The sequence below is a fragment of the Pseudomonas sp. LFS044 genome (assembly GCF_047978245.1).
Lineage (GTDB): Bacteria > Pseudomonadota > Gammaproteobacteria > Pseudomonadales > Pseudomonadaceae > Aquipseudomonas.
This window is the reverse complement of the sequence record NZ_JBFPFX010000017.1, coordinates 126,333-140,699: the sequence shown is the minus strand read 5'-3', so window position 1 is coordinate 140,699 and position 14,367 is coordinate 126,333. Positions and strand designations below refer to the sequence as shown.

Genomic DNA, 14,367 nt, shown 5'->3' with positions numbered 1-14,367 from the left:
AACTGGAACGGCGCGTTGCAACAAATGTAGGAGCGGCTTTAGCCGCGATGCGCCGCGCCGGCGGCGCTCGGTTTATGCATCACCGCGAGAACCAAGCCAGGCTCCCGGTAGGGGGGGGGGCGCCCCCCCCCCCCCCCCCCCCCCACGGCACTATCCCCCTGACCGTGCAGGCCATGCGGGCCGGGGCCGTGGAGTTCCTGACCAAGCCTTTCGACGAAGCGCAGCTGCTGGCGGTGCTCGATGCTGCGCGCGCGCGTGCCTTGGTGCAAGGCCGCAAGTGGCTGCAGGCGCGGCAGGTCAAGGAGAAGTACCAGCGGCTTACCCAGCGTGAGCGCCAGGTGTTTTCGCTGGTGGTCGATGGCCTGTCGCACAAACAGATCGCCAGGCACATCGGCACCAGCGAGGTGACGACCAAGGTTCACAAGAAGAACATCATGAACAAGATGCAGTCCCGCTCGCTGGTCGAACTGGTCGCCATGCACAACCTCATCGAGGCCCGTGCCGAGGGCCAGGGCGCCGCATGAGCAGAGGGGTGTGCATTGTCGACGACGATGCTTCAGTGCGCAAAAGCCTGGCCAACCTGCTGCGTTCGGCCGGTTTTGGCACGGTGCTGTTCGCTTCGGGGGAAGAGCTGTTGGCATCGGAGCAGGCACCGATGGCCGGGTGCGTGCTGCTGGACCTGAAAATGCCTGGGCTGTCAGGTTTGGAGGTTCAGCGTGAGCTGGCGCAGCGGGGCTGGCGGTTGCCGGTGATCTGCATGTCGGCGCATTGGGATGACCTGGCGGTGCAGATGTCGCTGAGGCTCGGGGCGCGGGCTTGCCTGGGGAAGCCGTTCAGCGAAGAGGCGTTGCTGAAGGTGGTCGAGGAGGCCTTGGCGAATAGATAGGGCGCTATTCGCGGTGGGCGTCAAGTGCATGCCTTGAGCGTTGTGGCGATGCGTAAATCGAGCGCCGCCCGCGCGGCGCTTCGCGGGGCAAGTCGGATCGCCGCACCGCCGCTCCCACATTTGTTGCAACGCGCCGTTCCAGTCAGGCCATGGTTGTTCGCCTTGGTGCATGACCGATGACAGGTGAGGCGACAGCAGCGCCAGCCGAGAAACCGCGTCGTGCCAACAAGGCTGACAACTATGGCCTGTCAGGCCATGGCACGTTGCAACAAATGTAGGAGCGGCTTCAGCCGCGATGCGCCGCGCGGGCGGCGCTCGATCTCATAGGCGCTGCAACTACTGTGGCAAGCGCCTCAGCTAAACAGATCCACCCCCAACTGGAACGCCACCCACAACGCCAGCCCCGTCGCAAACGCCAGCGCAATGTTCTCGAACAGGTTGTTACGGTATTCCTTGCTCAGCAGTGACTTCTGGTTGGACATGATCAACAGGCCCAGCGAAATCACTGGCAAACCGATGATGTTCAACGCGCTGACGCCGATGGTCAGGGTCACGAAGTCGGGCATGCCGGGGATGGACCAGATCAGCGGTGTGACCAGAATGAACAGCATGAACCACTTGTGCATCGGGTCCTTGTGAAACGCTTTGCCGTAACGCTCACGCCGCTCTGGACGTACATGCTGGAAGGCGTCGGTGATGAGCATCGGGAAAGCTGTGGTCTTGCCGGAAATGCTGGCGAACAGCGTGGCGAACACACCAATGAAGAAGATGTACCAGCCGATTGGGCCGAAGAACATTTCCAGGGCCTTGCCCAGGTCGCCAAGGGTCTTCACTTCGATGCCGTTGGGCCGCAGGATTTCCGCGCCGACGATCCAGATCGCCAGGTTGATGACGATACCGACGAACACCGCGAACAGCAGGTCGTTGCGTTGGATGCGCTTGTGCTGCGGGCCAACCCAGCCTTTCTGGCGCATCACATAGGGGTGGACGAAGTTGGCTACCGAGCCTGCCACTGCGCCAATCACCGAAACGGCCACCAGCAGCGCACCGTGCACGCCTTCGTCCGCCGGGATGCTGAAGCCGATGGTGCCTTTGACGATGCCGGCCACATCCGGGCCTGACATCAACGCCAGGGCCAGGAAGGCCAAGGTCATGACGGCCAGCAGGACTTTCATCACGCCTTCGATCATTGCGTAGATATTGCGCCCGACCAGCATCCACACCGCCAGCACCACAGCCATCGAGCACAGCAGCGGGTAGTCGATGCGCAACAGCATCGCCAGCGCTTCGCCCGCGCCTTTGATCATGTAGGCATTCATCAGATGCCCCATCAGCAGCGCATACGCCAGCATGAACCAGGCGAACACCGGGTGCAGCTGCGCGTAGCCCTGGAGGATGGTCATGCCTTGGTTATTGCACAGCTGGAAGCGGGCGATGATGTTAACGATCAGGTACCTGAGCAGCAGCGATACGGCCAGCACCCACATCATGGCGTAACCGTAGTTGGCGCCCGCTACGGATGAGGTTATCAGATCACCTGCGCCAAGCCAGGAGAGCACGGCAATGATGCCTGGGCCCAGCAATTTGATCAGCCGCGTAACGCGGCTTTGAGAGGGCGCGGCAGCGCTGCCCTCAGCCGAATGAGTGCTCGACATGGGATGTCTCCGATTATTGTTCTTGTTGAAACGAGCGCAGTCGAACACAGTAGATAGGATGTCGTACAACTGCAATTTGTATGAAAGTATTTCTAAGTATTACAGATGCAACTGGAACCCTCGTGGTCATGGGGGCCGCGCCAAAGTGCTTTGAAATTGCCAGTATCAATGGCCTGAATAGGCCGATTGATAGATATGCCAGGGCAAGGTCCTAAAGGCTGCCAGGCCGATACTGCAAAGCCTCAGCCAGATGCGCACGCGCGATCGAACTGGCCCCCTCCAGGTCTGCCAGCGTGCGCGCTACCTTCAACAGCCTGTGGGCGGCGCGCAACGAGAGCGTCAGGCGCTCGCACGCGTTTTCCAGCCAAGCCTGGTCGGCCGCGTCCAACCGGCAATGCTGGCGTAAACCCTCAAGGGCGAGAAACGCATTGGCGCAGCCTTGCCTGCGTTGTTGCACATCGCGTGCTTCAGCCACCCGCACCGCCACAGTGGCGCTGGTTTCACCACTGGGCTGGTTATTGAGGGTGGTGGTTTCGCGCGCGACGGTCAGGTGCAGGTCGATGCGGTCCAGCAACGGGCCGGACAGCTTGTTGCGGTAGCGTTGGATCTGCTCGGTGCTGCAGCGGCAGCGGCCGGTGGGGTCGCCGAGGTAACCGCAAGGGCAGGGGTTCATGGCCGCCACCAACTGGAAACGCGCAGGAAAGCGCACTTTGTCCCGCGCCCGCGCAATCACGATCTCGCCAGACTCCAGCGGCTCGCGCAGCACCTCCAGCACACGGCGTTCAAACTCCGGCAACTCATCCAGAAAAAGTACGCCGTGGTGCGCCAGGGTGATTTCACCAGGCTGCGGCCGGCTGCTGCCGCCGACCAGTGCCGGGCCCGAGGCCGAGTGGTGCGGATGGCGGAAGGGCCGCTGCGGCCAGCTGTTCAAAGGCGCATTCCCACTCACCGATTGGATAGCGGCCACTTCCAGCGCTTCGTGTTCATCCAGCGGCGGCAGCAGGCCGGGCAGGCGGCTGGCGAGCAGCGTTTTGCCCGTGCCTGGCGGCCCGGTAAAAAGCAGGTTGTGCGCCCCGGCTGCGGCCAACAGCAACGCGCGTTTGGCGGCAATCTGCCCCTGGACTTCGCTCAAGTCGGGGTAGGGTTGACTTTTCAGCATCAAACCATTGGCGGCAAATGGCGGTAGTGGTACCTGCCCATTCAGATGAGCCACCAGTTCCAGCAGATGCCCTGCTGCATACACCACCAGACCACCCGCAAGGCTCGCCTCCTCGGCGTTTTCCCGTGGCACCACCAGCGCCCGGCCTGCCGCCCGCGCCGCCAGGGCGGCAGGCAGCACGCCGCGCACTGGGCGCAGTTTGCCGGAAAGCGCCAGCTCGCCAAGGCACTCCATATCGACCAGGGCTGCCACCGGCACTTGGCCGTCGGCGGCTAGTATGCCCAGGGCAATGGCCAGGTCGTAGCGGCCACCGTCCTTTGGCAGGTCAGCCGGCGCCAGGTTCTGGGTGATGCGCCTTTGCGGGTAGTTCAGGCCGGAGTTGACGATGGCGCTGCGCACTCGGTCCTTGCTTTCCTTCACCGTCGTCTCGGGCAGGCCTACCAAGGTGAGTTGTGGCAGGCCGTTGGCCAGGTGAGTTTCGACGCTGACCGCAGGGGCCTGGACGCCAACCTGTGCGCGGCTATGGACGAGGGCGAGGGACATGGACGCTCCGTTGTCGATGAGGAGGGCGCCGCTTCCTGCGGCTTCGACAAGGATAGTGAGTGTGCTGGCTGTGGGGGCGAGAAGAGTGCGTCCTTGTTTTTCAGGTCAGGGTTATCCCCCGTACTTTCATACAATATGACAATTAATGGATCCAATATCTTTGCGCCCATCTAAGCTATGGCTTAGTGTTCACGCGCCGCTCCATTGGATGGCAACGCGGCTCCCAAAAAATGGACTTAAGGTACTGCCCGTGCAAACGCTCACTCGCACCCGCCAGCAGATCCGTAAACGGGTGCAGGCAAATGAGTTCGCTGAGCTCAACCGTTTCTTCGACGCCCTCCAGGCACATTGGCAGCAAGCACCGCCGGGGGAATGCCCGGCTTATCTTGAAGCCGTTCAGGGGCACATGCTGGTCGATTGGGATGTCGACGGCAGCAAAGCCCTGACACAGCGGCTCAAAGCCTGGATCGATGCCTGCCCGAAAGCCTATCACCCGCAAGTGGCCATGGGGTTTCACTGCTTCAACCGCGCCTGCCATATCCGCGGTACGCTCGCCGCCAACGAGGTTGCTGACGAACGCTGGCTGGCTGCGGAGCTGGCCTGTGAAATGGCTGTAGCCCACTTCTTGCGGGCCATGGAGCGCTGTGCGCAACCCGTGGCGGCGGCAATCGGCATGCTGCAGATCAGCGCGCATTTCCGGGAGCCCGGGTGGCTGGTCGAGTTGTTTGATGGCCAGGCGGCGCGGTTTCGGCCGAGTGCGCATGCCGATGTCGAAGTGCAGGAGGCTGCGGCCCCCCTGCTGGTCAAACAGGGCCTGGCGCCACTGGTAGACCTGCCGCAGGTGCTGCCAAACTGCTTGAGCGCACGCCTGGCCGCTGAGCAAGGGTGTGCCGAGCGTTATTGGCTGCGTCATGCGCTTGCCTGGTTTCCCGATTGCTTCGAGGCGATCGAGGCGTATGCCTCCTACCTCACGCCACGCTGGGGTGGCAGCTATGAAGCAATAGATGCCCTGGCCAATGGCCCGCTGTGTTTGCGTTGGAATGAAATGCAGCGCAATGCGATCCGCTGGTTGGCGCTCGAAGACCAGTTCTGGCTGCCACAGCCCGATCAGCCGCGGCAGGTTGCGGTGTGGCAGCGAACGTTCGAGCAATGGCAGCACCGCGAGCTGAGGCCCAGAGAGCGCGCCACGTTGCTGGCCAGGCGAGCGGCTTTTCGCTGCATTTCGCTGCAGGATTTCCCGGGCGCGATGCGTGATTTTGACGCCTGCGTAGAACTCTACCCTGATCAAGGTTTCGTACCGACCATCGGTGAGCCGTTCCGCAGCTTTGTTTGCCTGGTGCTGTTCCATGGCGTGCAGGACGACAAGCAGGCGTTCCGTATAGCCATCGAACGGTTGTGCGAGGACCGCAGGCAAGCGGCGGCCTGTGCATTGCGTGCCGCCGGGCATCAGTTTGGACTGTGGGGGTTCAGCCAATCGGCGAAGCTCGCGGCCAGCTGGTTGCACGCCGCGGTTAAACGCCAATGCGGGCGCGAGGGGCTGGGCTTTGACGTGCTTGAGGTGCCGCGTCTGCTTTGGGCTGCCAAGCAGTACGATGCTGCCTATTACCTATACAAGGCGTGTGCCGACGGGAAGCTGCCGGATGCCGCGGCTTCGCTTTACGCGTTGCACTGCGGTCGGTTGGGTGAAACCCCTGAGCAATTCGTGGACGCCGCAGCTGCAAAGCATTGGCTGCTGTGTGCCGCACAGTCGGGCAGCCAGATAGCCAAATATGACTTGGCCTGCCAACGCATGCGAGGGCGCGAAGACCTCAGCGAGCGCAGTGCAATGATGACCGTTCGGCGCCTGTTGCTCGATTGCCTGGGTAACGAAGAGCTCGATGCCCACGCCCGCCTGCAAGTGGCCATCCTGCAGCGCAAGTTCGGTGACCCACGGGAGCGGGCAGAAGCTGTGGCTTACCTGCTGGATCTGGTCGAGTTCCCCCACTGTGGAATAGCCGGGCGCGCCTGTGCGGAGCTGGGCCTGGCCTGGATGCATGGGCAGGGCACACGCAAGCAGAGCCGCTTTGCGGCCATCGAATGGGTTAACCGTGGCGTCGCATTGCAACCTGGGGATTCAGCGATCGAAGGCATCCAGGCCGAGATCCGTAATTCGCACAACCTGTTCAAGACACTGTTCACGGTGTGCGGTGCGGCGCTGTTCCGAGGCGACCTGCAAGCCAGTGAACTGCCACCGAAGGTAAGCAACCCGGCGCCTGACCGGCTGCGGGCCTCTGCCTGAGCGCAGAGCCGCAGCCGGATCTTTATTCCTTGGCCGCTGGCGCCATCCGGGCTTCCAGCTCGGCCACTTGTTTTTCAAGGGCCTCCAGGCGCGCGCGGGTGCGGGCCAGGACGACCATCTGGCTGTCGAATTCTTCGCGGCTGACCAGGTCCAGTTTGCTGAAGGCACCTTGCATCAGCACCTTGAACTGGCTTTCCAGTTCGGCACGGGGCTGGGCGGTTTCGCTGTTGAAGAGGCGCGAGGCTTGGTCGCTCAGGGCGTCGAGAAAGGCTTTGGGCGCGAGCATGTTCGGCTGTCCACGGGTACTGGGAAATGGTCCGCAGTGTAGCACGGCACACTTTGGCGCCTGACTGCACATTTTTCGAGCAGCCGCGTGCATTTGCGCGCACCAAAGCTGTGCATCTTTGCGATGCTGGCGACTGGCCAATGCCGGTTGTTCGACCCAACCCGCTGTTTTTCGCGGCTTTAACGAAACTGGCAAGGTTTCTGCAAAGACCCATATGAGCCATGCACTGATGCAGTTCCTTGTGACCAGGCAGTGCGCACGCGGAGCCGGATGCCGACGACGCGTTACAAAGCCAACCGCTGCGCTTAGACTTGAGACGGGTTTGTTTTCCTGGGGCAAGTCCACCAAATCGGGAGAGAGTTTCATGAAGCTAGTCACAGCCATCATCAAGCCGTTCAAGCTGGACGACGTGCGCGAGTCACTGTCGGAAATCGGCGTGCAGGGCATCACCGTCACCGAAGTCAAAGGCTTCGGTCGGCAGAAGGGTCACACCGAGCTGTATCGCGGTGCGGAATACGTGGTCGACTTCCTGCCCAAGGTGAAGATCGACGTCGCCATCGACGACAAGGACCTCGATCGAGTGATCGAAGCCATCACCAAGGCTGCCAACACCGGCAAGATCGGTGACGGCAAGATCTTCGTGGTGAATCTGGAGCAGGCAATCCGCATCCGTACCGGCGAAACCGATACCGACGCGATCTAAGCGCCAAAAAAAGCCTCACCAAACCCAACGCCCCAGGAGAAAACAACATGACTCTGCGTAAGATCGCAGGGCTAGGAGCCCTATTGTCCCTCGTAATGCCCGGCCTTGCCCTGGCAGAGGAGGCTGCCCCAGTGCTGAACTCCGGCGACACCGCCTGGATGCTGACCGCAACGGCGCTGGTGCTGTTCATGACCATCCCGGGCCTGGCCCTGTTCTATGGCGGCATGGTGCGTTCCAAGAACGTGCTTTCGGTGATGATGCAGTGTTTCGCCATCACCGGCCTGATGAGTATTCTCTGGGTCGTTTACGGCTACAGCATGGCCTTCGATACCACCGGTATGGAAAAGGGCGTGCTCAATTTCAATTCCTTCGTCGGCGGCTTCTCCAAGGCTTTCCTCAGCGGTGTCACGCCTGAGGGGCTGACCTCGGCCACCGCGCTGTTCCCTGAAGCGGTCTTCATCACCTTCCAGATGACCTTCGCCATCATCACCCCGGCGCTGATCGTGGGTGCCTTCGCCGAGCGCATGAAGTTCTCTGCGATGCTGGTGTTCATGGGCATCTGGTTCACCCTGGTCTACGCACCAATCGCGCACATGGTCTGGAGCGGTGACGGCGCGCTGATGTGGGACTGGGGCGTGCTCGACTTCGCCGGCGGCACCGTTGTGCACATCAACGCGGGTATCGCTGGGCTGGTCTGCTGCCTGGTGCTGGGCAAGCGCAAAGGCTACCCGACCACGCCGATGGCCCCGCACAACCTGGGCTACACCCTGATGGGCGCGGCCATGCTGTGGATCGGCTGGTTCGGTTTCAACGCAGGTTCTGCAGCAGCCGCCAACGGCACTGCCGGCATGGCCATGCTGGTCACCCAGATCGCCACCGCCGCTGCCGCACTGGGCTGGATGTTCGCCGAATGGATCGGCCACGGTAAACCCAGCGCCCTGGGCATCGCTTCGGGTGTGGTCGCCGGCCTGGTTGCGATTACCCCGGCTGCCGGCACCGTAGGCCCGATGGGCGCCCTGGTGATCGGCCTGGCGTCTGGCGTGATCTGCTACTTCTGCGCCACCACCCTCAAGCGCAAGCTGGGTTATGACGACTCCCTGGATGCCTTCGGCGTACACGGCATCGGCGGCATCATCGGCGCCATCCTCACCGGCGTGTTCGCCGCACCGGCCCTGGGCGGCTTCGGCGCGGTCACCGATATCGGTGCTCAGGTCTGGATCCAGGCCAAGGGCGTGATCTTCACCGTGGTCTACACCGCCATCGTCACCTACGTGATTCTCAAGGTGCTGGATGTGGTGATGGGCCTGCGGGTCAACGAAGAAGAAGAGTCGGTCGGCCTCGACCTGGCTCAACACAACGAACGCGGCTACAACCTGTAACTGCGACGCTGGAAAAATTTGCCCGGCTTGCCGGGCATTTTTTTGTCTGTTTTTTGCGATTTCCTGCAGAGCAAACGGTTTATCACTCACGTTCGCGACGTAGGCCAAAAACTTACAAGTCGCAGGGCGTTTATGGAGCTTTGCTTTTTCTACGGGCGCGCTAGAATGCGCGCCGAGGGGTGTTGGACGAGTTGTCCGCATGCTTCGTCAGCCTTTGCTAGGCTTGCCAATAGCGTGTGGCCAGCAGGGGCTCAAGGATTTGTCAGGTCCTGCCAGGAGCAGGGCCTGCTGGGTGCCGCCTCCCATCAGGAGCGCCGACCCAAGGGCAGTGGCCTAACCCACGGCCAGTTGAATTTTCACTGGTGGCTGCCGGTCTACGGCTGCACTGGTCTATAACTAACCTGCTTTTCGCAAGTCATGAGGTAGAACATGAGCGACGACGATCTGGAAAATGATGACCTCGAAGTAGGCGACGAAGACGAGGCTGATGATGGCCTCGAAGCTGCGGCTGACGATGTCGCCGAAGATGCTGGCGACGACAGCCCGGCACCCGCTGCAAAGGGCAAATCCAAGGCGGCTGTCTCGGTAGACGAGATGCCGAGCATGGAAGCCAAGCAGAAGGAGCGTGATGCCCTGGCCAAGGCGATGGAAGAGTTCCTTTCTCGCGGTGGCAAGGTGCAGGAAGTCGAGGCCAACGTGGTCGCCGACCCGCCCAAGAAGCCGGACAACAAGTACGGCAGCCGCCCTATCTGAGTGGCTGAACCCAAAAAGGCCCGCCGTCGCTGCGGGCTTTTTTGTGGCTATAGGTTTTGTGCTGCCGGTCCTGGCCGCATCGCCGGCACGCCGCCTCCACAGCTAGAGCGCCGAGCTGAGGGCAGAGACCATTCTGTGGGAGATTACCCAGCCCTTCGGGCTGCGCTGTCGCGCAGAGAACAAAGCCCGTGCGCCGCGGTGGATGGCACCGGCTTCGCCGGTGTTCGCGGCTGAAGCCGCTCCTACAGGATCCCCGCCAAATCAGTGAGTCAGCGTTTGTTCTGTGGGAGCCGGCTTGCCGGCGAATGGGCCGCAAAGCGGCCCCTGTCAGCGCCAGCGCGCAATCACTTCGGGCAGCTGTGACAGCCGCTGAATCTCTGCATCCGGCGCCTGTTCACCGGCCCAGGCCTTGCCCTGGGGGTTGAACCACACGGCGCGCAGCCCCGCACGCTGGGCCCCACCAATGTCATCGCCGGGATGGTCGCCGACATGCACCGCGGCGCTAGCTTCCACCTCGCCACGTTTCAACGCCTCCACGAACGGCGCGGGGTCCGGCTTGCCGATCCCCAGATCCTCTGCACACAGGGCAAATTTGAAGTAGTCCGCCAAGCCCAGGCGGCGCACGTCGGCATTGCCATTGGTTACAACGCCCAAGGTGTACTGGTGGCGCAGAATTTCCAGCACCGGCTGCACTTCGGGAAACACCTCTACCTGGTGGCGGGCATGCAGGAACACTTCAAAACCTTCGTTGGCCAGCTCCTGAGCGTGTTTCTCGCTGTAGCCAACCTCTTCCAGCGCGTGGAACAGCACGCGGCGGCGCAAGGCGCTGATGCGGTGCTTGAGGCCCGGCTCGGCCTGCACCAGGCGTTCACGGATGGCGAACAGGTGGTCCACCGGCACGCCGCCGAGAATCGGTGCGTTGGCCTGTAGCCAGTCGCGCAGCACGACCTCCGCACTGGCAATCACTGGCGCGGTATCCCACAGGGTGTCGTCAAGGTCGAAGGTGATCAGCTTGATGCTCATGAGTCTGTGCCTTTGCTGCGTTTGGCCCGAGGGTGGGCGCTGTCGTACACCGTGGCCAGGTGCTGGAAGTCCAGGTGGGTGTAGATCTGCGTGGTGCTGATGTCGGCGTGGCCGAGCATTTCCTGCACTGCACGCAGGTCCTGGGACGATTCCAGCACATGGCTGGCGAATGAGTGGCGGAGCATGTGAGGGTGCAGGTGCTGGCCAAGCTCACGCTCGCCGGCCGCCTTGACCCGCAGCTGGATGGCCCGCGGCCCCAGGCGATTGCCTTGCCGGCTGATGAACACGGCGCCGTCGCGCGGGCTGCCGATACCGCGCAGCCGCAACCATTGCTGCAGGGCCTCGCGGGCTTTGCGGCCAACGGGCAGCACGCGGGCCTTGCCACCTTTGCCGAGCACCTGAACCAGCCCGGCAGCAAGGTCGAGCTGTTCCAGGTCAAGGTTGGTCAGTTCGGACAGGCGCAGGCCAGAGGAATAGAACAGTTCGAGAATGGCCTGGTCGCGACGGGCGATGAAATCGTCGTCCACGCCGCCATCCAGCAACTGCAGAGCGCGGTCGGTATCCAGCACTTTGGGCAGCCGGCGCTCGCCCTTGGGCGCGCTCAGCCCGCTGGCCGGGTCGTGCTGGCACAGGCCTTCGCGGTTGAGGTAGCGATAAAGGCCGCGAACTGCCGACAACAGCCGTGCCAGGCTGCGTGACGACTGGCCTTGATGATGCTGGCGGGCGATCAGCTGGCGCAGCTGCTGGATCTGCAGTGCACCCCAGCCTGCGATGCCGTGGGTATTGCAGTATTCGATGACTTTGTCGAGGTCGCGGCGGTAGGCCAGCAGGGTATGTTCGGACACCTGGCGCTCGTTGCGCAGGTGTGCGCAATAAGCCTCCAGCTGGCGTTCCATCAGCGCACCGGACGCAAGGTCTGGGTAACGCGCGGCACCACGCGGCCAAGCACTTCGGCGATGTAGCCGAGGAACAGGGTGCCGACGCTGCTCTTGTAGTGCTGCGGGTCGCGGCTGCCGATCGCCAGCACGCCGTGCAGCCCTTGGTATTCGAGTGCCGCGACGGCGCTGGAGCCCACCTCGAGGCGCTGCTCTTCACCGAACAGGAAGGCCAGTTCTTTCTCGCGCAGGTTGCCACTGACCGTCTTGCCGCCGCCAAGCAGCCCGCCGATGGCTTGCTGGGCCTCGGTGTTGCTGACCCACCGGCCGACCGGCGCGGCATTGTCGCCGAACAGGATCAGGCTGACGAACGGTACCTGGAACTCCTGGCGCAGGCTGTCTTCGACCGCCATTACCACTTCTTCCAGGCTGCCGGCATCGAGCAGGTCGAGGATCAACCGGCGGGTCTTGTCGAACAGGCGGTCGTTGTCCCGGGCCACGTCCATCAGTTGCGACAGGCGATGGCGCATCTCGATGTTGCGGTCGCGCAGCAGCTTGAGCTGGCGCTCCACCAGCGACACGCTGTCACCACGCTGGTGGGGGATGTGTTGCTCGAGCAGCAGCTCGTCGTGCTCGGCGAAGAAGGCCGGGTGGGCGCGCAGGTAGGCGGCCACCGCTTGGTCATCGAGCTCAGGGGTCTGCTGCGGTACAACCTTGGGCTGATCGGTCATGGCGGTTACTCGGTTAGAGGCGAACCTGGCCTTCGTAGACGCGTACGGCCGGGCCGGTCATCAATACGGACTGGCCGGGGCCCGCCCATTCGATGTGCAGGCGGCCACCGGGCAGGTCGAGGGACACCGGAGAGTCCATCCAGCCTTGGCTGATGGCTGCCACGGCAGCAGCGCAAGCGCCGGTGCCGCACGCCTGGGTCTCGCCGGCGCCACGTTCCCATACCCGCAGGTTGGCACGATGGCGGTCGATGACCTGAAGGAAGCCGGCATTCACCCGCTGCGGGAAGCGTGGGTGGTTTTCGATCTTCGGCCCCAGTTCATGAACGGGCGCAGTACGCACGTCATCGACGCGCAGCACCGCGTGCGGGTTACCCATGGACACGGCGGCAATCGAATGTAGCTCGCCGTCGACGTCCAGGGGGTAGTTGCGCGCCTGCTCGTCGGCGATAAAGGGAATTTCGGCCGGAGTGAAGCGCGGCGGCCCCATGTCGACACACACCTGGCCGTCGTTCTGTACGTCCAGCTCGATGATGCCGCTTTTGGTTTCCACGCGGATGCGCTTCTTCGCGGTCAGGCGTTTGTCCAGCACGAAACGGGCGAAACAGCGCGCACCGTTGCCGCACTGTTCGACTTCGGAGCCGTCGGCATTGAAGATCCGGTAGCGGAAGTCCACTTCCGGGTTGTTCGGCGCCTCGACGATCAGCAGCTGGTCGAAGCCGATGCCGGTGTGGCGGTCACCCCATTGCTTGGCGTGCTTGGGCTGGATGTGTGCGTGCTGGCTGACCAGGTCGAGGACCATGAAGTCGTTGCCCAACCCATGCATCTTGGTAAAGCGCAGAAGCATGGGGTCACTCCGGCAGCAGGCTTTCGCCAGCATACAGTTCGGCGATGGTCTCGCGACGGCGAACTTCGAAAGCCTGGTCGCCATCAACCAGGATTTCCGCGCAACGGCCACGGGTGTTGTAGTTCGAGCTCATGACGAAACCATAGGCGCCCGCCGACTGCACGGCCAGCAGGTCACCTTCGGCCAGGTTCAGCTGGCGGTCCTTGGCGAGGAAGTCGCCGGTCTCGCAGATCGGCCCGACCAGGTCGTAGGCTCGGCCTTCGCCTTCGCGTGGGGTGACTGCGCTGACACCCATCCAGGCCTGGTACAGGGCTGGGCGGATCAGGTCGTTCATGGCCGCATCGATGATGGCGAAGTCTTTGTGTTCGGTGTGCTTGAGGTACTCGACACGGGTCAGCAGGGCACCGGCGTTGGCCACGATGTAGCGGCCCGGCTCGAATACCAGGGCGAGGTCGCGGTCGCCGACGCGCTCGCGGATGGCCTTGATGTAATCGGCCACCAGTGGCGGCTCTTCGTCGCGGTAGCGCACGCCAACACCGCCGCCCAGGTCCAGGTGGCGCAGGTGGATGCCGCAGTCGGCCAAGCGGTCGACCAGGTCCAGCAGGCGGTCGAGGGCATCGAGGAACGGCTCGACGGTGGTCAGCTGCGAGCCGATGTGGCAGTCGACACCGACCACTTCCAGGTTCGGCAGCTGCGCGGCGCGCACGTAGATGGCTTCGGCGTCGGCGATGGCGATGCCGAACTTGTTTTCCTTGAGGCCGGTGGAGATGTACGGGTGGGTGCCGGCGTCGACGTCTGGGTTCACCCGCAGCGAGACCGGGGCAACCTTGCCCATCTCGGCGGCCACCACTTGCAGGCGTTCGAGCTCGTCGGTGGATTCGACGTTGAAGCAGTGCACGCCGACTTCCAGGGCGCGGCGCATGTCTTCGCGGGTCTTGCCGACGCCGGAGAACACCACGCGATCAGCGCGGCCGCCTGCGGCCAGTACACGCTCCAGCTCCCCGCCGGAAACGATGTCGAAGCCTGCACCCATGCGCGCCAGCACGTTCAGTACGCCGAGGTTGGAGTTGGCCTTGACCGCGAAGCACACCAGGTGTTCGACGCCCTGCAGGGCATCGGTATAGCTGCGGTACTGGGCTTCGATGTGGGCACGCGAGTAGACGTAGGTCGGAGTGCCGAAACGTTCGGCGATGGCCGTCAGGGCCACACCTTCCGCGAACAGTTCACCGTCGCGGTAATTGAAAGCGTTCAT

13 protein-coding genes and 1 pseudogene are annotated in these 14,367 nt (G+C 63.0%); 6 read left to right on the top strand and 8 right to left on the bottom strand.

All coding sequences use genetic code 11. The features are described 5' to 3' along the window. Positions 1-146: 146 nt before the first annotated feature. Positions 147-524: pseudogene (locus ACNQPL_RS16340) on the top strand (response regulator transcription factor); the annotation flags it as partial. Then, a complete protein-coding gene (locus ACNQPL_RS16335) occupies positions 521-886 on the top strand; it encodes a response regulator transcription factor (RefSeq protein WP_346612608.1) in 366 nt (121 codons plus the stop codon). The pseudogene ACNQPL_RS16340 and the gene ACNQPL_RS16335, both read left to right, overlap by 4 nt. A gap of 353 nt (positions 887-1,239) precedes the next feature. Here the strand turns inward: ACNQPL_RS16335 and ACNQPL_RS16330 are convergent, their stop codons facing one another. After that, positions 1,240-2,541 (bottom strand): Nramp family divalent metal transporter, encoded by a 1,302-nt coding sequence (locus ACNQPL_RS16330; RefSeq protein ID WP_346612607.1) that lies wholly within the window; start codon positions 2,539-2,541, stop codon positions 1,240-1,242. Between the two features lie 211 nt (positions 2,542-2,752). Next, entirely contained in the window at positions 2,753-4,243 is a 1,491-nt protein-coding gene (locus ACNQPL_RS16325) for a YifB family Mg chelatase-like AAA ATPase (protein ID WP_416467253.1), read from the bottom strand. Positions 4,244-4,493: 250 nt separating this feature from the next. On the opposite strand from ACNQPL_RS16325, the gene ACNQPL_RS16320 reads away from it, so the two are divergent. Beyond that, positions 4,494-6,521 carry a DUF4034 domain-containing protein gene (locus tag ACNQPL_RS16320; protein ID WP_416467252.1) on the top strand — a complete coding sequence of 676 codons (2,028 nt, stop codon included), beginning with the start codon at positions 4,494-4,496 and terminating at the stop codon, positions 6,519-6,521. Between the two features lie 22 nt (positions 6,522-6,543). Here the strand turns inward: ACNQPL_RS16320 and ACNQPL_RS16315 are convergent, their stop codons facing one another. Further along, a complete protein-coding gene (locus tag ACNQPL_RS16315) occupies positions 6,544-6,807 on the bottom strand; it encodes an accessory factor UbiK family protein (RefSeq protein ID WP_416467251.1) in 264 nt (87 codons plus the stop codon). A gap of 364 nt (positions 6,808-7,171) precedes the next feature. Here ACNQPL_RS16315 and glnK point away from each other — a divergent pair, with 364 nt between their 5' ends. The 3 genes from glnK to sutA all read left to right on the top strand — a co-directional run bounded on the left by glnK (position 7,172) and on the right by sutA (position 9,642). Further along, complete coding sequence (glnK, locus tag ACNQPL_RS16310; RefSeq protein WP_002555808.1) at positions 7,172-7,510, top strand: P-II family nitrogen regulator; 339 nt, start codon at positions 7,172-7,174, stop codon at positions 7,508-7,510. Positions 7,511-7,557: 47 nt separating this feature from the next. Then, entirely contained in the window at positions 7,558-8,889 is a 1,332-nt protein-coding gene (locus ACNQPL_RS16305; protein WP_346612603.1) for an ammonium transporter, read from the top strand. Between the two features lie 429 nt (positions 8,890-9,318). Beyond that, a complete protein-coding gene (sutA, locus tag ACNQPL_RS16300; protein WP_346612602.1) occupies positions 9,319-9,642 on the top strand; it encodes a transcriptional regulator SutA in 324 nt (107 codons plus the stop codon). A 327-nt stretch (positions 9,643-9,969) separates the two neighbouring features. Here the strand turns inward: sutA and ACNQPL_RS16295 are convergent, their stop codons facing one another. From ACNQPL_RS16295 to lysA, 5 genes are read right to left on the bottom strand one after another with little or no spacing between them, the layout of a single operon-like run. Further along, complete coding sequence (locus ACNQPL_RS16295; protein ID WP_416467250.1) at positions 9,970-10,665, bottom strand: HAD family hydrolase; 696 nt, start codon at positions 10,663-10,665, stop codon at positions 9,970-9,972. Beyond that, entirely contained in the window at positions 10,662-11,561 is a 900-nt protein-coding gene (gene xerC, locus ACNQPL_RS16290; RefSeq protein ID WP_416467249.1) for a tyrosine recombinase XerC, read from the bottom strand. Before xerC ends, ACNQPL_RS16295 begins: the two co-directional genes overlap by 4 nt. Further along, positions 11,561-12,271 (bottom strand): DUF484 family protein, encoded by a 711-nt coding sequence (locus tag ACNQPL_RS16285; RefSeq protein ID WP_416467248.1) that lies wholly within the window; start codon positions 12,269-12,271, stop codon positions 11,561-11,563. Before ACNQPL_RS16285 ends, xerC begins: the two co-directional genes overlap by 1 nt. Positions 12,272-12,284: 13 nt before the next feature. Further along, on the bottom strand, positions 12,285-13,115 hold the full coding sequence (gene dapF / locus ACNQPL_RS16280; protein ID WP_346612598.1) for a diaminopimelate epimerase: 831 nt from the start codon (positions 13,113-13,115) through the stop codon (positions 12,285-12,287). 4 nt (positions 13,116-13,119) lie between these two features. After that, a complete protein-coding gene (lysA, locus tag ACNQPL_RS16275) occupies positions 13,120-14,367 on the bottom strand; it encodes a diaminopimelate decarboxylase (RefSeq protein WP_346612597.1) in 1,248 nt (415 codons plus the stop codon).